The 19909-nt window shown below is 47.1% G+C and carries 27 protein-coding genes; 6 read left to right on the forward strand and 21 right to left on the reverse strand.

The annotated features are described in order from the left end of the window. Positions 1-18 precede the first annotated feature (18 nt). The 11 genes from yhdJ to MUB23_RS18800 all read right to left on the reverse strand — a co-directional run bounded on the left by yhdJ (position 19) and on the right by MUB23_RS18800 (position 7986). Positions 19-951, reverse strand: coding sequence for an adenine-specific DNA-methyltransferase (gene yhdJ / locus MUB23_RS18750; RefSeq protein ID WP_244802290.1), 933 nt, complete (start codon positions 949-951; stop codon positions 19-21). 352 nt (positions 952-1303) lie between these two features. Then, a complete protein-coding gene (locus MUB23_RS18755) occupies positions 1304-1483 on the reverse strand; it encodes a cysteine-rich KTR domain-containing protein (protein WP_006861257.1) in 180 nt (59 codons plus the stop codon). 2 nt (positions 1484-1485) lie between these two features. Beyond that, positions 1486-1863 carry a thioredoxin family protein gene (locus tag MUB23_RS18760; protein ID WP_006861258.1) on the reverse strand — a complete coding sequence of 126 codons (378 nt, stop codon included), beginning with the start codon at positions 1861-1863 and terminating at the stop codon, positions 1486-1488. An 18-nt stretch (positions 1864-1881) separates the two neighbouring features. Next, positions 1882-2895 (reverse strand): permease, encoded by a 1014-nt coding sequence (locus tag MUB23_RS18765; protein WP_006861259.1) that lies wholly within the window; start codon positions 2893-2895, stop codon positions 1882-1884. A gap of 88 nt (positions 2896-2983) precedes the next feature. Continuing rightward, complete coding sequence (locus MUB23_RS18770) at positions 2984-3292, reverse strand: ArsR/SmtB family transcription factor (protein WP_006861260.1); 309 nt, start codon at positions 3290-3292, stop codon at positions 2984-2986. Between the two features lie 133 nt (positions 3293-3425). Next, positions 3426-3803 (reverse strand): TnpV protein, encoded by a 378-nt coding sequence (locus tag MUB23_RS18775; protein WP_006861261.1) that lies wholly within the window; start codon positions 3801-3803, stop codon positions 3426-3428. A gap of 9 nt (positions 3804-3812) precedes the next feature. Further along, on the reverse strand, positions 3813-4982 hold the full coding sequence (locus tag MUB23_RS18780) for a plasmid recombination protein (protein ID WP_244802291.1): 1170 nt from the start codon (positions 4980-4982) through the stop codon (positions 3813-3815). A gap of 267 nt (positions 4983-5249) precedes the next feature. Then, positions 5250-6392: an AAA family ATPase gene (locus MUB23_RS18785; protein ID WP_122011787.1), complete on the reverse strand. Its 1143-nt coding sequence runs from the start codon at positions 6390-6392 to the stop codon at positions 5250-5252. Next, the gene (locus MUB23_RS18790; protein WP_122011788.1) at positions 6382-6717 is read right to left on the reverse strand and encodes a plasmid mobilization protein; all 336 of its coding nucleotides are present in this window, start codon (positions 6715-6717) and stop codon (positions 6382-6384) included. The genes MUB23_RS18785 and MUB23_RS18790 overlap by 11 nt, the downstream gene beginning before the upstream one ends. After that, complete coding sequence (locus tag MUB23_RS18795; protein WP_122011789.1) at positions 6707-7798, reverse strand: site-specific integrase; 1092 nt, start codon at positions 7796-7798, stop codon at positions 6707-6709. The genes MUB23_RS18790 and MUB23_RS18795 overlap by 11 nt, the downstream gene beginning before the upstream one ends. Further along, positions 7798-7986, reverse strand: coding sequence for a hypothetical protein (locus MUB23_RS18800; protein ID WP_006861347.1), 189 nt, complete (start codon positions 7984-7986; stop codon positions 7798-7800). Before MUB23_RS18800 ends, MUB23_RS18795 begins: the two co-directional genes overlap by 1 nt. A gap of 308 nt (positions 7987-8294) precedes the next feature. Here MUB23_RS18800 and MUB23_RS18805 point away from each other — a divergent pair, with 308 nt between their 5' ends. Then, positions 8295-8828 carry a helix-turn-helix domain-containing protein gene (locus MUB23_RS18805; RefSeq protein ID WP_006861348.1) on the forward strand — a complete coding sequence of 178 codons (534 nt, stop codon included), beginning with the start codon at positions 8295-8297 and terminating at the stop codon, positions 8826-8828. 224 nt (positions 8829-9052) lie between these two features. Here the strand turns inward: MUB23_RS18805 and guaA are convergent, their stop codons facing one another. The 3 genes from guaA to aroC form a co-directional block, all read right to left on the reverse strand. Continuing rightward, positions 9053-10594, reverse strand: a complete 1542-nt coding sequence (gene guaA, locus MUB23_RS18810) for a glutamine-hydrolyzing GMP synthase (RefSeq protein ID WP_244802292.1) — start codon at positions 10592-10594, stop codon at positions 9053-9055. A 13-nt stretch (positions 10595-10607) separates the two neighbouring features. Then, positions 10608-10958, reverse strand: a complete 351-nt coding sequence (locus MUB23_RS18815) for a zinc ribbon domain-containing protein (protein WP_244802293.1) — start codon at positions 10956-10958, stop codon at positions 10608-10610. Positions 10959-11086: 128 nt separating this feature from the next. After that, complete coding sequence (gene aroC, locus MUB23_RS18820) at positions 11087-12127, reverse strand: chorismate synthase (RefSeq protein WP_244802294.1); 1041 nt, start codon at positions 12125-12127, stop codon at positions 11087-11089. Between the two features lie 172 nt (positions 12128-12299). Here aroC and mscL point away from each other — a divergent pair, with 172 nt between their 5' ends. After that, positions 12300-12689 (forward strand): large conductance mechanosensitive channel protein MscL, encoded by a 390-nt coding sequence (gene mscL, locus MUB23_RS18825; RefSeq protein ID WP_244802295.1) that lies wholly within the window; start codon positions 12300-12302, stop codon positions 12687-12689. 191 nt (positions 12690-12880) lie between these two features. Here mscL and MUB23_RS18830 read toward each other — a convergent pair whose 3' ends face one another. Then, positions 12881-14110 carry a S41 family peptidase gene (locus tag MUB23_RS18830; protein WP_244802296.1) on the reverse strand — a complete coding sequence of 410 codons (1230 nt, stop codon included), beginning with the start codon at positions 14108-14110 and terminating at the stop codon, positions 12881-12883. 143 nt (positions 14111-14253) lie between these two features. Here MUB23_RS18830 and MUB23_RS18835 point away from each other — a divergent pair, with 143 nt between their 5' ends. Both MUB23_RS18835 and MUB23_RS18840 read left to right on the forward strand, forming a co-directional pair. Continuing rightward, positions 14254-15129, forward strand: a complete 876-nt coding sequence (locus tag MUB23_RS18835) for an NAD(P)-dependent oxidoreductase (RefSeq protein ID WP_330641945.1) — start codon at positions 14254-14256, stop codon at positions 15127-15129. 120 nt (positions 15130-15249) lie between these two features. After that, on the forward strand, positions 15250-15648 hold the full coding sequence (locus MUB23_RS18840) for a helix-turn-helix domain-containing protein (protein WP_244802298.1): 399 nt from the start codon (positions 15250-15252) through the stop codon (positions 15646-15648). Positions 15649-16036: 388 nt separating this feature from the next. Here the strand turns inward: MUB23_RS18840 and MUB23_RS18845 are convergent, their stop codons facing one another. From MUB23_RS18845 to MUB23_RS18865, 5 genes are all read right to left on the reverse strand, one after another. Next, positions 16037-16417 carry a NifB/NifX family molybdenum-iron cluster-binding protein gene (locus MUB23_RS18845; RefSeq protein WP_244802299.1) on the reverse strand — a complete coding sequence of 127 codons (381 nt, stop codon included), beginning with the start codon at positions 16415-16417 and terminating at the stop codon, positions 16037-16039. Then, entirely contained in the window at positions 16417-17268 is an 852-nt protein-coding gene (locus MUB23_RS18850) for an Mrp/NBP35 family ATP-binding protein (RefSeq protein WP_244802300.1), read from the reverse strand. Before MUB23_RS18850 ends, MUB23_RS18845 begins: the two co-directional genes overlap by 1 nt. Beyond that, positions 17261-17632: a DUF134 domain-containing protein gene (locus MUB23_RS18855; RefSeq protein WP_244802301.1), complete on the reverse strand. Its 372-nt coding sequence runs from the start codon at positions 17630-17632 to the stop codon at positions 17261-17263. The genes MUB23_RS18850 and MUB23_RS18855 overlap by 8 nt, the downstream gene beginning before the upstream one ends. A 479-nt stretch (positions 17633-18111) precedes the next feature. Continuing rightward, positions 18112-18252 carry a protein phosphatase gene (locus tag MUB23_RS18860; RefSeq protein WP_244802302.1) on the reverse strand — a complete coding sequence of 47 codons (141 nt, stop codon included), beginning with the start codon at positions 18250-18252 and terminating at the stop codon, positions 18112-18114. 75 nt (positions 18253-18327) lie between these two features. Continuing rightward, positions 18328-18591 carry a helix-turn-helix domain-containing protein gene (locus MUB23_RS18865; protein WP_244802303.1) on the reverse strand — a complete coding sequence of 88 codons (264 nt, stop codon included), beginning with the start codon at positions 18589-18591 and terminating at the stop codon, positions 18328-18330. A gap of 146 nt (positions 18592-18737) precedes the next feature. Between MUB23_RS18865 and MUB23_RS18870 the strand changes: the two genes are divergently transcribed. Together MUB23_RS18870 and MUB23_RS18875 are read left to right on the forward strand one after the other, a co-directional pair. Next, positions 18738-18950, forward strand: a complete 213-nt coding sequence (locus tag MUB23_RS18870; protein ID WP_244802304.1) for a hypothetical protein — start codon at positions 18738-18740, stop codon at positions 18948-18950. 43 nt (positions 18951-18993) lie between these two features. Continuing rightward, positions 18994-19194 carry a hypothetical protein gene (locus tag MUB23_RS18875; protein WP_244802305.1) on the forward strand — a complete coding sequence of 67 codons (201 nt, stop codon included), beginning with the start codon at positions 18994-18996 and terminating at the stop codon, positions 19192-19194. Between the two features lie 19 nt (positions 19195-19213). Here MUB23_RS18875 and MUB23_RS18880 read toward each other — a convergent pair. Continuing rightward, positions 19214-19909 (reverse strand): peptidoglycan-binding protein (locus MUB23_RS18880; protein WP_244802306.1); only part of this gene is annotated, 696 nt, incomplete at its 5' end.

Genomic DNA, 19909 nt, shown 5'->3' on the forward strand with positions numbered 1-19909 from the left:
CTCTGTAATCTGCATCTTTTAATCCCTCACGTATTTCGATTTCGCCGCTGTTTTCCTCACTTTTTCTTTTTTCAGCAGCTTCCCGTTGTACTCACTGGAAATCCCTGTCCGGCGTATCCCGATTTCGAAGTAATCTTCATTCAAATCAATACCGATCGCGTTTCTTCCCAAACGTACCGCAACAGCAGATGTAGTAAAAGAGCCGGAAAAGGGATCCAGTATGACATCCCCAGTATGAGACGATGCCTTTATAATACGTTCCAGCAATGCTTCCGGTTTCTGTGTGGGATGATTCTCATACTCATTCATCTTAAAACGGACTCTGTTAAAATTCCATACATTTCCTGGAACTTTTTTTGTATTGTAAGGCTGCGGAGGGTCTTTCCGGTAGTCAATCAGTTTCCGGACGGCGCCTGTTTTCGCTTCCACCATAATATCATGGTAGTTAAACGTGTACTTTGCTTTTTCGCTTTTGTTAATCATCAAGATCGGTTCATACAAAGAACCATACATTTTTTTGGATTGAACGCCCGAACTGTCATACGTCCAGACAATGCGGCATAAGACATTGTATTTTTCCGATACATAGATATCTAAATAAGGCATATGTTGTGTGGCAGTCATAAAATACATGGTGCCATCCTCTTTTAGGACACGCATACACTCATCAATCCACTGTTTACACCATTCAATATAGGTATCGACGTTTTCCCATTTGTCCCGATTAGTTCCAAAGTCTTTTCCTATATTGTAAGGAGCGTCGGCAAAAATCAGCGAAACAGAATTATCCTTGATTCGCTTCAATACGGCAAGGCAGTCTCCGCAGACTGCCATGGAATGATGGTTATGCACTTCGACCAATCCATCTCTGTCAGTAAACAGCTGATGAAAAGGAAACGGCGCCGCTTCCTTGGTCTCGTAGTCAAGATTTAATGGCCTAATAACTTCCATATCACTGCATTCCCTCCGCACGATAAAAAGAATGTATCATATGACCTTTTATAAAGCAAGTGTCACACTATACATAAAGAGCCGGAAAGTCTGCTGTTTAAGCGGCCTTCCGGCTTTCTGTCTACTATTCGAACTCGACAAATACTAATCAATTTTGTTTAATGATTATTCTCTGCCGTGTTCGTAGTTCTTTTGATTATTTGATGTATCCATATTATCCTGCCTATATGAGCTAATGTTATCATTTTGTTATCGGCATTGATAACACTCGCTCTGCAACTGCGGATAATAGCAATATGTTCCGACTCAAATTATAAGCGATTTTGCTTAGAAAATCAAGATGTCTGAACAATTATCCATCCACTTTTTTGCATACGGATACGGTCATATCCCTCACATTGATTAAAGTTTCGTGCTTACACTTAGGACAATAGAGCGGAAAATTTTTAATGACCGTATCTTTTCTAATTTTATCACGAGTTTTATTGCCGCAAACGGGGCATTTTACCCATTCTGTTTTTTCCTTTTCCACTTTTAAAACCCTAACTTTCGCAATAAAGCCACGACTTCATTTGCTTTTAGCACTTTGCCCATAGCAACAACCTTTTCATTGACTACAATGGCGGGCATACTCATTACGCCGTATTCCATTACCTTTTGCATATCTGTAATGTATTCCACCTCTACGGAAAGCCCCATATCCTTTATTGCCTGTTTAGCGTTTTCATACTGTTCGTGGCAGGATTTACAGCCTGCACCCAATACCTTAATACAGCAAATTCCGTCCTTTGCTTCAGAACAACAGTCCTTTGTGATTTCTTCTGCCTCACTTGTCGGGCAACCACAACCACAAGCACAAGCAGGTGCTTTCTTTTCTTCTTCTTTTTTCTTTCCGAAATTAAACAATGCCATAGTGATAACCTCCTAAAATTAAACAATTAAATATTGTATTGCGTTGAAGAAATAACCTACAACGATAATACCGACTGTGCATATTGCAATGAAAATGCCGAGCAGCTTTGGCTTAACCGCTTTGCGAAGCATAATCATTGATGGAAGAGAAAGGGTAGTTACGCCCATCATAAAGGAAAGGACAACACCGAGCAAAGCGCCCTTTGCAAGTAAGGCTTCTGCAATCGGGATTGTGCCGAAAATATCCGCATACATTGGAACGCCTGCGATAGTAGCAAGCACAACGCCAAACGGGTTGTTATCCCCAAGTACCTTGACAATGAGATCTTCGGGTATCCAGTTGTGAATAATTGCGCCGATACCGACACCGATTAACACATAAGGTGCAACCTTTTTAGCTGTTGAAACGACCTGTTCCCAAGCATATTTCATACGGTCTTTGAAATGCAGTTCTTCCTGCGGAACATCAATAGCGTGACCGTTTCGGATATATTCTTCCACTTGATTTTCAAGGTGCAGTTTTTCAATCAACGTACCGCCGACAACAGCAATTACCAAACCGAGAACAACATACAAAACGGCAACTTTCCAACCGAATATACTCATCAGTAAAACAAGACTACCGAGGTCAACCATTGGCGAAGAAATCAAAAAGGAAAATGTAACGCCAAGCGGCAAACCCGCACTAGTAAATCCGATAAACAGCGGAATAGAGGAACACGAACAAAACGGCGTTACCGTACCGAGTAATGCGGCAATGATATTTGCCCATATCCCGTGAAACCTGCCAAGTATCTTTTTTGTTCTTTCGGGTGGAAAATAGCTTTGAATATACGAAATAATCAAAATCAACACACCGAGTAGTACCATAATTTTTATAGTATCGTAAATAAAGAACTGAATGCTGCCGCCTACTCTGCTTGTAGTATCTAAACCGCAGGCATTCAATATAGTTGATATGAGCCTACTCAGCCAACCCATACCAAGGACTTCATTTTGAAAAAAGTCCCAACCAATTTTTAATGCTCCCATAAAAAGCTCCTTTCATATAGTTATATTGAAATGTGTCTATATATTGGCGATTTTATAAGCCGTGCGGAAAAGTAATCTATAAACTTACTCACTTTTCACAGCACGACTTGTTTTTGTATTCAACATCAAGAGTTGTCAACTGCTCCAAACATACCTTTGCCTGCTTCACACCTTTTTCTGAAATGGAATAGTGCGTCCATTTTCCCTCTTTGCGACCAACGACAATTTCAGCGTCACAAAGTATTTTCATATGATGAGAAAGCGTGGGCTGTGTCACATTGATTTCTTCCAACAGCTTACAGGCACATTTTTCGCCCGAACGCAGTAGCTTTATAATTCTAATACGGTTTTCATCACAAAATGCTTTGAAGATTGCCGCAGTTCTTCTTTCGTCCATCTCTCAAAATCACCTCCCATAGATAATTGTCTATGTGTAATTATATGCGTCACATAGAAAATTGTCAATATGTATTTTGAAATTTTTTTGAAAAAAGCGGCGGCAGAGATTTCACTCCCTGCCGCTTTGCCAGTTAAGCATAGATTAAATTTGTATAAACAATTTCCATTGCTCTATTACGAATATTATTTATTTTTTGTACCCACAGCATTTGATTTTCAGCCTTGAGCGTCTCGGTCACATCCTCATGCTCTGCCATCTGTCTTACCATCCGAGAAAACCATTCTTCTGCTTGTTCGTCAATATCGGCAAGATAGCTGTTCAACTTGCCGCTTGTGAGCAGAGTAGTATAGGTTGCTTTTTTATGCTCTTGCAAGTAGCGTTTGTGCCGCTGTCCCCATACGCCGATTGGATGATTTTCTTTATCGGCTGGTAGACTAAGGCAAGGGATAAAATAATCCCCTTGCCGTACATAAGTGCCGCCCATTTCTTCAAAAATTGTCTTTGCCATTGTCTGTTCCTACCTTTCGTATTGATTATTTCTAAAGCGTGTGCCACGCTGTTTAGACTGCCTTGCCTGTTCTAACAGGCTGTCAATCTGCTTACTACCGAACACCTTTCGCAGCAACGTATAGTCCTTAATTTCTTCCCTCAATCGGTTATTATCGGAGGTCAACTGTTTATTGTGATTTTTAAGTTTTTCATTGCTACGGTACAGACTGGCGTTTGTCTGATTGAGCCTTTGGTAATCATCAATCGCTTGAAAGCACCGCACCATAAGCGTTTTAATAAGAGATTTCAGCCGCTTAATTAGCGGCTCGACCACTTTGCTCTTATAACTTTTGGCAGTCATAAAACCTTGTGGTTCGGGTAACTGATATTCGGGAGCATTCTCCAGTGCGCTCTGCATTTGCGAAAGTGAATACGTACCCTTATCAAAATTTTGAATACGCTTTGAAAGCGTTTCAAACTCTGTCTGCTTGTCTATGATTTTGCTTTCCAGTTGTTCAATTTCTTCTGCCCGCTCCTGCTTTTTATAGTCCAAAACAGAGAGATGTTTTTCGTGTGTGCCTTTCTGCTCCCACTCAATTCCGTACCGTTCCATAACGGCGGCAAGCCGTTCTTTTTCGGAAAGTACCCATTGCGACCATTCCGTATCGCCACGAGAGCCGCCCTTAAATCCCTGTGCGGCTAACGCTTGTTTGAGTGATACTCTCGTATCAAGTCCACGCTTGCTGCCTGTTGTAAACGGCACAAAATCAATGTGGAGGTGGGGCGTTGCTTCGTCTAAATGCAGATGAGCCGAGAATACTCTAAGCTGCGGATTTCTCTCTTGAAAACCACGATAATACTCATCTAAGACCTGCCTTGCAAGCTGTCCGTTCTCACTTTCTGCACTCATATTTTCCTTATCGCCAATCTGCAAAATCAATTCGTGGAATGGTTTTTCCTGCTTGGAACTGCGGATTTTTTCATAATAGTTTGCTATCTTTCGGTCTGTTCTTGTCTGTTTAGCGTTGTATCTTTCGAGTGCTTCATCGAACAATTCGTGATAGACTTTTTTAATACTCTCATTACAGTAATCTATGTTGAGGTGGGAACGGTCAGCGTCAACATTCTCCGCTTTGAATTTACGGCTGTTGTGATTGACCGAGCCTTTCCCGACCATTGCGCTTATCGTTCTTTGCATGAATCGTTTCCTCTCCTTTCTGCGCCGTTAGGCGCAAGCCTTTGTTACTTTCTGCGAAAGTAACGCAAAAGCACTTTTGTCAGCTCCGCCAACAAAAATGCAACCTGCAAGCAGGTTTTGCGCTCTCCGAGGGGCAAAGAGCCGCCTTTGAAAAGGCGCTCTCTGCACTCTCCGCCAAACTTTAATCGGTGTCAATGTGTGACGATGGTGACAATGTTTGAGATACCAGTACCACTCTCAAAACATTGTCACCTTTGACACCGTTTGTCACGCCACCCCATCGGTTTCTTTCCAAAGTGAAACCTTTCTGCCATCGTGCGTGCGGCTGTTCTGATAGCGAATACCATAATCACGAAACAGCCTGCTTGCGTTGATACTAAGCCTAAGTGAAAGCACATTCGGTTTTATATCCACGCCGAGCCTTTCGCAAAGTTCTGAAGCTGTTCCCTCCCATCTGTTACTTTCCGAAAAAAGAATAGCTGCAATTTTTTCAAGCAAAGGCTCAGGCGGCTCTTTCCACAGCTCCGTTTCCGATTTTTCAAAGTTCCACACCAAACGCTTGCTATCTCTCACAAGATGAATTTTCATATCCTGCTGATCCCTGCCTGCCACATCAAGCGTGGCATTATTAGAAGTTCTCTTTTCCTTGCTGAGAACAAATGCTCCATCTGCCGCACCCATCAATCCGTTTGTTCCCGAAATCATATCAAAAATATCTTCCGCTTTCTGCTTTCGGGTGTGATGAACGATGAGCATTGTAACTTTATAACTGTCTGCCAACGCTTTGAGCCTTGCCACAATGTCATAGTCGCTTGCGTAGCTGTAATCTGCCCCGCCAGCTTCACGGACACGCTTTAAGGTGTCTATGATTATTAAACCCGTGTCGGAGTGTTCCTGCATAAATCCTCTGATTTGTTCTTCCAAACCACCATTAACCGTTTTACACTCCGTTGCAAAATATAGATTGCCTGTTTCTTCTGCACCGAACATCTGAAACAATCGTTTCTGCAAGCGTGGGTAATCATCTTCAAGAGCAAAGTAAAGCACCGTTGCTTTTCGCACCTTATAATCCCACAGCGGCGTTCCTGTGCTGATATGGTAAGCAAGCTGCGCCATCATAAAACTTTTCCCTACCTTAGGGGAGCCTACAAAAAGGTAAGTTCCCCTTTGGAGCAGACCGTCAATCAGCGGCGTCTGTATATCAAATACGGTATCATACAAAGCCGCCATTGATACCGTTTTGAGATACGAGGGGGATAACTGCCGCAGCATTTCCCTCTGCATTTCTTCAAAACTCTTGATATTTTCATCGCAGTCGGCTATACTATGGTCAGTACATTTAGGAAACGGCTGCTCCGTATCTGTTGCCGCAGATACATTTGGAGTAGTCATTTCTTTTTTATTCTCCATTCCCATCTTCTCCTTTCAGACCGCCGAGGATAACTGTTATCAGTTCAATCACATTCAACAGCTCGTCATTGATTTTTTCGCCCGCTTCAATCCTTTGCAATTCTGTAAGAACGGCGGCAAGTTCCTTGTGAAGTGCCTTAAATACTCTCGGATTGCCCTGCACCACCACATCCTGATTCAGACAGCGGCGGTAACAGTATTCCTGTTTCGGCAAGCCCGATAAGGCAACCGCCTTGTTAATGAGTACGTTTTCTTCGGGCGATACCCGAAACCCTACCGTGATATTCCTCCAACGGTTTTTGTTATCTCTGTTTTTAGCCGACATTTTCAAAATCTCCTTTCCCCAAATCATCTAATCTATCTGCCATTTCCGTCTGTTTGGACGGAAACAGGTGTGCATACTGATAAGTGATGTCAATGCTTTCGTGTCCTACACGGTCAGCAATCGCTACCGCCGAAAATCCCATATCAATCAGCAAACTTATATGGCTGTGCCGCAAATCGTGAATTCTTATACGCTTTACGCCTGCGGCTTTCGCCCCTCTGTCCATCTCGTGATGAAGATAGCTTTTTGTTACCGTAAAGATACGGTCTTTCTTTTTCAAACCATAGAGCATACCGAGATATTCCTGCATTTCCTCACAGAGAAAATGCGGCATTTTAATTGTGCGATTGCTTTTCTTTGTTTTCGGTGTGGTAATCACATCTTCGCCGTGTAAACGCTGATAGGATTTGTTAATCGTGACCGTTTCCTTATCAAAATTGAAATCAGCGGCGGTTAAGGCTAATAATTCGCCCTCACGAATGCCGCACCAGTAGAGCATTTCAAAGGCATAAAAGGAAACAGGTTTGTCCATCATTTCATAGGAAAATTTCTTGTATTCTTCCTTTGTCCAAAACAGCATTTCCTTGTGTTCCTCACTTCCCATATTTCCCACCTTTGCGGCAGGATTGGAACGCAATTCATAATAGCGTACAGCGTGATTGAAGATAGCCGACAACTGATTGTGCAGCGTTTTCAGATAGGTTTGTGAATACGGTTTTTTCTTCTCGTCACGGTAGGCAAGCATTTCATTCTGCCAAGTGATAATCTCCTTTGTGGAAATCTCGCTTATTTTCAACTTGCCGAAATAGGGCAGTATCTTCGTGCGAATGATATGCTCCTTTGTCAGCCAAGTGTTTTCTTTCAGGCGGTTTTTTACATCGTTGATATACAGTTCCGTAAAGGCTTCAAAGCTCATATCAAGGTCAGACGAATTTTGTAGCTGAAACATTCGCTCCCATTCCTGCGCTTCTTTCTTTGTGGCGAAACCCCGCTTACATTTCTGCTTGCGTTCGCCTTTCCAGTTCATATATCTCGCCATCACATACCAAGTGCCGTTGTCCTCATTTTTGAATACTGGCATTATTTACTCTCCTTTCCTGCTCCGTAGAGCCTTTCATAAAAATACTGGCGGTTTACACGACCCGCAATCGTAATAAAGCCCTGTTCTTTCAACTCTTCGTTCAGTTTTCTGATGAGCTTATAGGCATAGGGCTTTGATACGCTTAGTTCCTGTGCCACATCATCGGCACGAATAAATTTGTTTTCCATATCGTCAGTCCTTTCATAAGATTTTTAAGTTGCCGTTCTCTCCGAATATCGTTCCTGCCCCCATTTCAGCGGCGTTATCTCGTTCACTCTTGAATAAATCAAAAGGTCTTGGCGAAGTATCCTACTCGGACGGTCATCTAGTTTTTATTAAGCATATTCGCTTAGTGTTTTCTATTATACTAAGCAGATATGCTTTTGTCAAGAGGCTTTCGAGAAAATATTAAACTTTTTTGTTTCATTCCCTCTTGACAATTCCTAAACATATCTGCTATACTGATTGCAGTACATAAGCAAGGAGTGTAAACACTATGGCTATTGGCGAAAGAATACATTTTTTCAGACTCTTGCGTGGTATGACGCAAAAATATCTTGGTACGGCTGTCGGCTTTCCCGAACGGAGCGCAGATGTGCGTCTGGCACAATACGAAACTGGCTCCCGTAAACCAAAAGCAGACTTAACGGCTGCATTGGCACAGGTGCTTGAGGTTTCCCCGCAAGCTCTTGATGTTCCCGACATTGACAGCTACATCGGTCTTATGCATACCTTATTTACCCTTGAAGATATTTACGGTCTTACCGTCAGCGAAGCAGACGGAGAAGTCTGTCTGAAAGTCAACAAGGACAAAGGTAAGGACGCTGCCGAGTTATCAAAAATGCTCTGTGCTTGGAAAGAACAGGCAGACAAGCTATCTTCCGAGGAAATCAGCAGGGAAGAATACGACAACTGGCGTTATCACTATCCGAAATTCGATACCACACAAATCTGGGCGAAAGTTCCCTCAAAAGAATTAAGCGACACATTAGCCGAAGCATTCAAAGAGCAACTCAAACCCGATAAATAAAGAACGACAAAAAGCCCTTAGCTATGAGTTACTACCCACAGCTAAGGGCTTTGTTTATAATATGGATTTTTTGTTGTACAGCCGCCTGTCAATCATTCTGTAACCCTAAAACCACTGGATTACAAGAATAACGGCTCTTACACAACTGTTATCAAATTGTTATCAAAAGACCTCTTGAAAGTCCACAAACCCGCATAAATACTGGATTTCTTCGACCTCTCAACTTATTCAAACTCAATCGTAGCCGGCGGTTTCCCCGTGCAGTCATAAAACACCCGGTTCACGCCCTTCACCTCATTCACAATCCGGTGGGTCACCTTCATCAGCACGTCCCAGGGAATCTGGGCCGTCTCCGCAGTCATAAAGTCCGAGGTGCTGACCGCTCTCAAGGCGACCGCATAGTCATACGTCCTCTCGTCCCCCATGACTCCCACCGAACGCATATTGGTCAGCGCCGCAAAGTACTGTCCCAGGTTCCGATCCGCCCCAGCCTTCACAATCTCCTCGCGGTAAATTGCATCCGCCTCCTGGACGATCTTCACCTTTTCCGCGGTCACTTCTCCGATAATTCGGATGCCAAGCCCCGGCCCCGGAAAAGGCTGGCGATAGACCAGGTATTCCGGGATTCCCAGTTCCAGCCCGGCTTTTCTAACCTCATCCTTAAACAGCATCCGCAGCGGCTCCACAATCTCTTTAAAATCCACAACGCTCGGAAGTCCTCCCACATTGTGGTGGGACTTGATCACGGCGGACTTTCCCAGGCCGCTCTCAATCACATCCGGATAGATGGTGCCCTGCACCAAAAAGTCCACAGCGCCGATCTTCTTTGCTTCTTCCTCAAAAACGCGGATAAATTCTTCTCCGATGATCTTCCGCTTCTGCTCCGGCTCCGTCACGCCTCTCAGCTTCTCGTAATACCGCTCCTGGGCGTTGACCCGGACGAAATTCAGCTCATAGGGGCCGTCGGGTCCGAATACCGCTTCCACCTCGTCGCCTTCATTTTTCCGCAGCAGGCCGTGATCCACAAACACGCAGGTCAGTTGCTTGCCGATCGCTTTGGAGAGCAGAACCGCAGCCACCGAAGAGTCCACGCCGCCGGAAAGGGCGCAAAGCACTTTTCCGCTTCCGATCTTCTCCCGCATGGCCTGGATCGTGTGTTCCACGAAGGAATCCATCTTCCAGTCGCCCTTACAGCCGCAGACCTGAAACACAAAGTTGGCCAGCATTTTCTTTCCTTCCAGCGTGTGCAGAACCTCCGGATGAAACTGAACCGCATAGAGACTCTTCTCCGGACATTCCATGGCCGCCACCGGACAGACCGGCGTCGTCGCAGTCACCTCAAAACCTTCCGGTGCCTCCGCAATGTAATCGGTATGGCTCATCCAGCAGACCGTCGTGGACGCCACATTTTCGAATAAAACAGATGCGGTATCCACCAACACCTCGGTCCTGCCGTACTCACTGACCGGCGCGGTCTCCACCTGCGCTCCCATCAGATACGCCATCAGCTGGGAACCATAGCAGATGCCCAGAACCGGAATTCCCAGTTCCAGCAGATCCCGGCTGCAGCGGGGCGCATCCTCTGCGTAAACGCTGTTGGGACCGCCGGTGAAAATGATTCCTTTCGGATTCAGCTTTTTCAGCTCCGCAACGCTCATCGTATAGGGATGCACTTCGCAGTACACGTTACACTCCCGGACCCGGCGGGCAATCAGCTGATTGTACTGACCGCCAAAGTCCAGGACGACTACCATCTCTCTATCCACGTTCATTCCTCCGTCAATTCATCTTATGGCCGCATTTGCTGCAAAAAGAAGCATTCTCATCCACAGCAGCGCCGCATTCCGGACAAATCTTTGTCTTCTTCAATTCATTGAGCTGGCCCTGGAATTCCTCGATTGCCGCCTTGGCCTCGCCCACATGCTCAAAGTGCGGCATGTAATCCTCATCGATCTCCCCTTCGTGCTTCTCATAATAAAGCTTGCCGATGGAGCGGTAAGCATCCGCCAATTTATCTTCCTCCGCGCAAATACGCTGGCGCAGCCGGACCATCTCTGCGGTCTCCTTGACTTTATCACTTACATCCTTACCAAAGCCAGTAATTTTTTGTCCAATTTGATCCCAATCCATGTTCATTTCCTCCTTGTGGAAATCATGTATTCCGGAATCGGCATCGCGCCGAATCCATATCCTGCTGCTCCCAAATCAACTGTTCTATCCAGTGATAGAACCATTTTAGTCCCTCCTGCCCGTTGGTGTCAACGGTAAAAGTTCTCAATTCCATCCATGGTAGCGCTCATGTTGGCAAGAAGGCCGTCCAGCACGGTCAGCGCGACCATGGATTCCACCACAACAACCGCCCGGTTTACAATAACCGGATCGTGGCGGCCCTTAACCTGAATCTCCACGTTCTCCCCGCTTCGGTTCACGCTCTCCTGCACTTGAGCGATCGAGGCCGTGGGCTTAAACGCCGCCCGCAGCACGATCTCCGAGCCATCGCTGATTCCGCCGAGGATCCCGCCGGAATGATTGGTCTTCTTTCTGATTTTTCCATTCCCATCGACACGGAACGGATCGTTGTTCTCCGATCCCAGGGCAAGAGCCGCTCCAAAACCATCGCCGATCTCCACGCCCTTTACCGCGCCGATACTCATGACCGCCTTCGCCAGATTTGCATCCAGTTTGTCAAAGACCGGATCGCCGATCCCTGCCGGCATGCCGGTCACGCGGCACTCCACAATCCCGCCAACCGAATCCATCTTCGACATTTTTTCGTTCAGATAAGCTTCCACCGCTTCCTTCTCGGAAGCGTCGTAAGGGCCGATCTTTTTCGCATAAGCCCTAACCTCGATACCGAGTTTGCCTAAAATTTTCTCTGCAATCGCGCCCGCCGCCACGCGTCCGATGGTCTCCCGCCCGGAAGACCGGCCGCCGCCGCGGTAGTCCCGAAATCCGTACTTTGCATCAAACGTATAATCCGCATGCCCCGGACGGTAAATCTCCGAGATCGCAGAATAATCCCTGGACCGCTGGTCCTGGTTGCGCACGATCAGGGAAATCGGCGTGCCCGTCGTTTTTCCCTCAAAGGTCCCGGACAAAATTTCCACCAGATCCCCTTCTTTTCTGGCCGTGGTAAACCGGTTTTGCCCCGGCTTTCTACGGTCCAGCAGTTTCTGAATATCTTCTTCCTCCAAAGGCACCCCGGCCGGGCACCCGTCAATCACCACACCGATGGCCTTGCCATGGGATTCCCCCCAGGTGGTCACGGTAAAAATTCTTCCCAATGTAGAACCTGACATATGATCTCCTTAACCTGCACAGCGGCGGATACGCCCGCCCGCGCCGTAATCTTTTCGTACTCGAAAAGCAAAAATTCCGTTTACGAGCATACCATATTTGAATTCCCTTTACAAGCCGCTTTTTTCCTATTATAATGGAAATTACCAATCACAAAAGCGGAGGATCTCACAAATGAAAAGCTTTATGAAGGAATTCAAAGAATTTATCTCCAAGGGTAATGTGATGAGCATGGCCGTCGGCATCATCATCGGTTCCGCTTTCACCGCCATCGTCACGTCACTGAACCAGGATATTATTACGCCCCTCTTGGGCTTGATTTTAGGACAGGTGGACTTTACCGCCCTGTCTCTCACGGTTGGCGACGCCTCCATTATGTACGGGAATTTTATCCAGGCGATTATTACTTTTTTAATCACGGCTTTCACCTTGTTCCTGATCCTGAAAGCCTTTAACCGCTTTACCGCGAAGAAGGAAGCCCAGAAAGAAGAACCCGAAGAACCTGCTCCGATCCCGGAGGATATCAAACTTCTGACGGAAATCCGCGATCTGCTCCAAAAGTAAAAACCGCCGTTTTCTAGGGGGACGTATCCCGGTAAATCATGCCGTGCTTTTTCGGAGAATGAACGAGGCTCCCCAAATCATAAAAGGGGCTGTGGAAAATTGGTAATTCATTTCCAATCTTCCACAGCCCCTTTGACGTACCGAAAACTCCCGTCTATCGGTTCCTCTTTCCGGACGCCGGGCTGCGCGCTCTACTCCGCCGTCCGGCCCATATCCTGTTTCAGGACTTCCAAAGCCTTCTCCAGCTGCACGTCGTTCTCCACATCCTCCGGCCACTCCACTTTCACATTCGGTTCGATCCCGGTTCCGTGGATATCAGTTCCGTTCGGCGTAAAATAATGGGCCGTGGTCAGCTTGAGGCCGGATCCGTCGCTCAGTTCATAGAACGTCTGCACGATCCCTTTGCCAAAGGTCGTGGTTCCCACCAGCTTCGCCCTCCCGTGATCTTTCAAAGTTCCGGAGAGCACCTCCGCGGCGCTGGCGGAATCTTCATTCACCAGCACGGTCATGGGTCCCATATAGAATTGATTTGTCTTCGCATCGTAATCCACCCGGTTTCCCGACTTATCCTCCATATAAAAGATATTGCACTCCGGCAGGAACAAATCGGCGATATCCACAACGCTGGTCAAAAGTCCGCCCGGATTATCCCGCAGATCGAGAATCAGCCCCTGCATGCCCTGACTTTGCAAATCCGTCAGCGCACGCTTCATCTGATCCAAGGAAACATCGTCAAACTGGAGCAGGTGAATATAACCGGTTCCATCCTCCAGCATCCGGTACTCCACCGTGTCCACAGCCACCTCGCGCCTCTCCATGGGAAGGGACAGCGTTTCCCCTGTGCTTTCCCGGTAGACCTTTACCGTCACATCGCTTCCCTCCGCGCCTTTAATCAGCGCCACCACTTGGTTTAAATCCATTCCGGCGGTATCCAGGTCATTGACTCCGATAATATAGTCATCTTTCTGCATTCCCGCTTCCTGAGCCGGAGAATCACTGAATACATTGACCACTTTGATCGTACCGTCCTGCATCTGTCCGGCCAGAATGCCGATTCCGTAATACGTACCGTTGGCGGACTCCAGCACATCGTTGAGTTCCTGCTCGGTGTAATAAACCGAGTAGGGATCTCCCAATCCCTGCAGATAACCGGCCAGAAGCGCATCCGTCATCTTCTCTTTATCTACATCGAAGATATAGTAGTCGTTGATATACGTATCAATCTCCTGGATCTTCTCCTCCAGCTCCGACACGTCTGCCTGACTGGAAGACGTCTCTTTCCTGCTTTCCGTGCTCCCACTTCCTGAAAGTCTCGGAATCAGGAAAAAAGTTCCGGCCAGAATAACCAGAGACATCACAACCACCGTCGCGCTGACTCCAATCAGTAAACCATTTTGAAAACTGCGATTTTTCTTGTCCAATTCTCTAACTCCTCGTAGCTAAGTCCCAGGCCGTCTTGAACCCTGTTTTATATTTTACGCCCAAAATGTGAAAATTAAAAGAAGAATTTCCCATTTTCTTCAAAAGCCCCCTCATTTATGCTAGACTAAAAGAAAAAGGAGAATTGCCGATGAAACAGATAGCATGGATTGGCACAGGCGTGATGGGAAGCCGTCAGGCAGGCCACCTGGTAAAAGCCGGGTATCCGGTCAAAGCTTACAGCCGCCGCCCAAAGCGAGTCGAAGAACTCGCAAAAATTTATGGATTTACCCCCTGTTCCACGATCCGCGAGGCTGTGGAAAACGCGGATTTCATTTTTGTGATGGTTGGCTATCCGAAGGACGTAGAAAAAGTATTTTTATCCCCCGCCGGTATATTTGCCTGTGCAAAACCCGGAGCGATTGCAGTAGATATGACGACTTCTCTCCCCTCCCTGGCGGAAAAGCTTTACATCGCAGGCAAAGAAAGAGGGATTCATGTCCTGGATGCTCCGGTGTCCGGCGGGGACCGGGGCGCCGAAGCCGGCACCTTATCGATCATGGTCGGAGGCGATCCAGAGGATTTTGACACGGTTCTTCCCCTGCTTTCCTGTATGGGAAAAACGATCTCTTATATGGGGCCGGCCGGTTTCGGGCAGCACACAAAAGCTGCCAATCAGATCGCCGTCGCCGGAGCCACGGCAGCCTACACGGAAGCCATTGCCTACGCGGAAAAAACAGGCCTGAATCCACAGAAAATGCTGGACGCCATCGGTGGTGGCGCCGCGGGAAGCTGGCAAATCGCCAACATGGCTCCCCGCGCTCTTCAAGACGACTTTGCGCCGGGTTTCTACATTAAGCACTTTATTAAAGATATGAAAATCATTGAGGAGGAGAGCGAAAAACGGGATCTTCACCTGGAAATGCTGGAAGCCGTCCTTTCCCTGTATCAGAAAATGGAAGCGCTCGGAAAAGAGGATGAAGGCACCCAAGCGCTAATCGAACTCTACCGGGAAGTTTAACCGCGTCTATCCTACACTTTTTGTCACGATGAATCAATCTTCCTTCGTTTGTTATCTTTTATTGGAAAACGGGGTAAGATAGCATAAACTGCTGATAATTCGGTGCAAAAAGGAGTTTCTATGGAAAAGACGCATTTTACCGCGGATCCACCATTTCTCGTGGGACAGCGCATCCGCGACGAGCGCAACAAATGGAATTTCACGCAGGAGCAGCTTAGCGAGCACTTGGGAATTTCTACGAACTATCTCGGTCAAATCGAACGTGGCCGAACATTTTCACGTGCTTTAGCAGAGCGGATTTGTGAATTTTTTCATATCACTTACGACTATCTCTACTATGGTGCCTCTGCCGATCAGGCAAGGGAAACCGTATCCTACGATATGGAGGACGAGCTTTCCCGCCTGATCGCCACCTGCTCTCCGGAGGAGAGGCGGCTTTGCACAAATATTCTGAAAGAAGTGCTTGCCAGCTTCCGTTCCTTCCGGAAAGAAAAGGAAGAAGAGACGCTCACCTCGTAAGAAGATTCCTAGCGGTCAAACGATTTTCCGCGAGGTTTAATCCTTTCTTTTCTCTGGCAGCTGGAAGAATTTCCCAGCACATCCAAATCAAGTGAAAGTAATTCCATGTAATAAAGAATCGGACGGAATCCGGTTGGAACAAGGAATTCGGATCCGGTTCTTTTTTTCGCGTGGTAAAATGAAAACGGCAGCCCACACAGCATAAGCCAAAATCAAGGCCAAGAAAAAGAAAAACCGTACATAGTGTGAGAATGCGCAAAAAGAGCTGCGCACAGAAGGGGGACGCTGCTGTCAAACAGACAGAAACGATTCCTTTCCTCGTGCCACAGCCCTTTCTTTTTTGCGTTAAACTAGGCTACCGCCGTTTTCCTGTCAATCGTTTTTCGTGTCAATGATGGCAGCCATGGTCTCCGCAGGCTTCTCCATGCTCATGGCTATGGTGCTGGCAGGTGGTATCCGGGTCAAAATTCAGGCCGCCTTTCAACAGAGCGTCCACCGCTGCGTCCGCACTGCCGCTGACACCGGGATAAAGCTCAATTCCCGCCTCAGCCAGTGCCACCCGCGCGCCGCCGCCCAGGCCGCCGCAGATCAGCGTCTTTACGCCTTTTCCCGCCAAAAATCCGGCCAGAGCGCCGTGGCCGTGGCCCTCGGTTCCAATTACCTCGGAGGAAATCACCTTTCCATCCTCTACTTCATAAACTTTAAACGCCTCCGTATGGCCAAAATGCTGAAATACCTGACCATTTTCATAAGTTACCGCAATCTTCATCACTGTTCCTCCTTCTGATTTTGATCCAAATATTCTAAGTGGCCGGCCATATGATCCAGCCATTCTCCATCGATTTCTTCGATCCGGCCTTCGTCGCAGAGCGCGGCAATCTTCGGCTCCATGGGCAGCTTTGCCACATGGCTGATCCCATAGCGCGCGGCAATCTCTTCGATATGGCTCTCACCGAAAATATAATGCTTCTCCCCGCAGGAAGGACATTGGAAATAAGACATGTTTTCCACCAGTCCAAGCACCGGCACTTTCATCATCTCCGCCATTTTGACCGCTTTCTCCACGATCATGGAAACCAGTTCCTGGGGCGACGCCACCACCAGAATCCCGTCGACCGGGATCGACTGAAATACCGTCAAAGGCACATCTCCGGTTCCTGGAGGCATATCCACAAACATATAATCCACATCGGTCCAGATCACATCGGTCCAGAACTGTTTGACCGCTCCCGCAATCATTGGGCCGCGCCAAACCACCGGATCCGTGTCGCTGTCTAAGAGCAGATTCAAGGACATCACATCGATCCCGGTCTTCGCCGGCACCGGCAGCATTCCAGCCGGGCTTGCCATGGCCCTCTCGTGGATGCCGAACGCCTTCGGAATCGACGGTCCGGTGACATCCGCATCCAGAATCGCCGTGTGGTATCCCTTCCGCTGCATCAGCACTGCCATCATCGACGTCACCAGGGATTTTCCGACTCCACCTTTACCGCTGACCACAGCGATCACGTGCCGGATATGGGACATCTCATGAGGCTTTTCCAGGAAACTCTGGGGTTCCTTGCGCTCGGAGCAGTCGGTTCCGCATGTTTTACAGTTATGGCTGCAATTCTCACTCATTTTCCAGGTCCTCGCTTTTTCTTTTTTTACAACAAGGGCATGCCCGGCCGGTTCCGCACATTGCTGTCCGATGTTCGCACAGGGCAAAGTCGCCGCCGTCGATCCGCAGACGTTTTCCGTTGACCAGAACGTCCGCCAGCTTTCTCCGGGCCGTCATATAGATCCCGGTGACCGTCGTGCGCGCAATCTCCATCTGCGCCGCGCATTCTTCCTGCGTCAGCCCTTTCCAGTCAATCAGGCGGATGACTTCATATTCCTCCACGCTCATGACAATGTCGTCCGCTGTTTGGGTCTCCCCAATCGGAGCGACTCCTTCGATATTGGGAAGGGAGCACACCCGGCGGCATTTCCGCGGTCTCGGCATACAGGCACCTCCATTTCTGACTTATGTCAAATACAGTGTAGCTCAGATTCTGACATATGTCAAGTATTCCCCGTAAAAAAATTTTTACACGGAAGGAAGCGGCCGGAACCGGCTGCTTTTTATTTTTGGACAGAGCAAAGGCGCAGGGGAATGGGAGGGTCCTGCGCCTTAGGAGAAAAAACTATTTGCAGGATCATCTTACCATCGGCTTTACCGGAAAACAAGAGGACATCCCCTTTTTTAGCGGTTCTTTAACAATTATGTCCCAGAACCCACGATTTTACGTGGTTTTGTTACTAGCTTGTCACTAACGGAAGTGTCTGAAATATTCGTTTTAACAGGATTTTGTAAGACTTCACAACAAATAAAAATCCTCGGCCGGCGCCGAGGACACTTGAAAATCTACTTATTCTATGCTATTCTGATACCAGATGGGGGAGCGGTGGCAAGCCCGCCCTCCTCTGTCTTTTTCCCAAGTCCTATTCGGACTTATTTTTTTGCTCTTCTAAGAGTCTCTTGACTTTTTCTTTTGCCTCTTCCAGATCCTCACATCCATCAAGGATCATTCCGAACATCTCAAGGATTGTTTTGAACTGTTTGTCTGTCATGATTTCTTCCATTCCTCCTCCTCCCTCCGCTTGCCCGGTGACTCGTTGGATCTTGCCTTTCCAACTGTCTTTATTGTATCACTTATTTTAGTGATTGTCAAGTTGTTTTTCACTTATTTTAGATATTATTTTCTCTCTATCTTCTTGTGTCTCAACATATTTTATAATGTCTCTCGGTTGCATTTCTAAAATACAACACAAACGATTCAAATTATCTAGAGATATACTTGTATCACCGTCTTTAAATTTTTTCATTGTAACCTGCGCAAAAACGCCTGTTTCTCGTGCTCTGGTTGTATTGATTCCCGCATCATTTAATGCCTTAATTATGTCTATTTTATATTCTATCATTCCTTATCCTCCTACTTTCATGATTTTACTATATCACAATCCATAAAGCAATGCAATAACTTTCCCTAAAAAAAGTGATTTCCCTATCGACTTTCACTAATTTTAGTGATATAATTAAATCATCAAAAGAACGGAGGTACAGAACTATGGCAAACAATGAAATGATGACGCTCGAATTAAGCAGACACGACATGTGCGATATAAAAAGAGCATTAACGGCAATCATCGTTGATTTTCACAGAGAAATATCAAACCAGGAAACAACAGAAGATAGAAGGAAAACTGCTGAATCGTCGCTGGAAATGTGGAAAAGGTTAAAAGCTAGAGTTGACACACAGTTCGCAGAACAAGACAAATAATCATATTCCGCCCCGGAGGTTACGAAGGCAGAAAGGAAATAACATGTTTGAATGGAGAATAAGAGAAAGCGATCATGGTGGTTTCGTTGCAGAGTACGGCGGGCCAGTTCAATCTGGCATCGAAGCCGGATTCAAACCTGGTTTCTATATGCCGGCATTCATTGTTTATGAAAGCGCTCATTTTGACAATGAAGCCGAGGCTCAAAGATATCTAGCCAGAAGTAAAACAAGCCCCCAGGATTAACCTCCCAGGGGCTCTCTTATCAGCATTGTGTCAATAGCACAGTCCAGGTCTTCGGGCCGACTGTACCGGGATAATTGACATCAATCCCTTTGGCCGCCTGGAAGGCTTTTACGGCTGCCTCCGTGCCGACGCCGAAGCTGTGATCAATCTTACCGTCATAATACCCCAGACTCTTTAAGCACCTCTGCAGCGTGGCGATCTCGCCGTAACCTTTATCTCCCCTTGTAAGATCCTTCATCATCTCCACCTCACCTTCTGCCGGTTCTCCCGGATCATTATGTAATCTTTTGTATTCTTCAGATCCATAAAATGCCTGCCTTACGCTCTCCCGGCTGGCTCCGCCCTGTAGAGCCGACACCCACCCAGCAGCTCCAGCAGCGTCAGGCTCCCTGCCAAGCAATTCCCGGTATAATTCGCCGACATAGTCCTGATTAGATTGTGTAACGTACGCGGGCCGCCCGTATCCGGCGATCTTACTATTATATAGGGCGTAACTCTTGAGCCATACGCCTCCTCCATTCGGAACTACATCAGCGCCGCTAGAGGTGTTCCCCTCTATAGTATGTACCCGATCTTTTGTCACTTCTACCACGATACCGGTATGGTTGATTCGGCTGGAGTTTTTGAAAAACACCACATCCCCCGGCAACGGATCGCTGGTGTGCCACTGCCCCCGATCCTTAAAATACTGCGCGGATGTTGGCGTGTAAGCAGC

Origin of the sequence: Cuneatibacter sp. NSJ-177, from assembly GCF_022867805.1 — a bacterium.
GTDB lineage: Bacteria > Bacillota > Clostridia > Lachnospirales > Lachnospiraceae > Pseudolachnospira.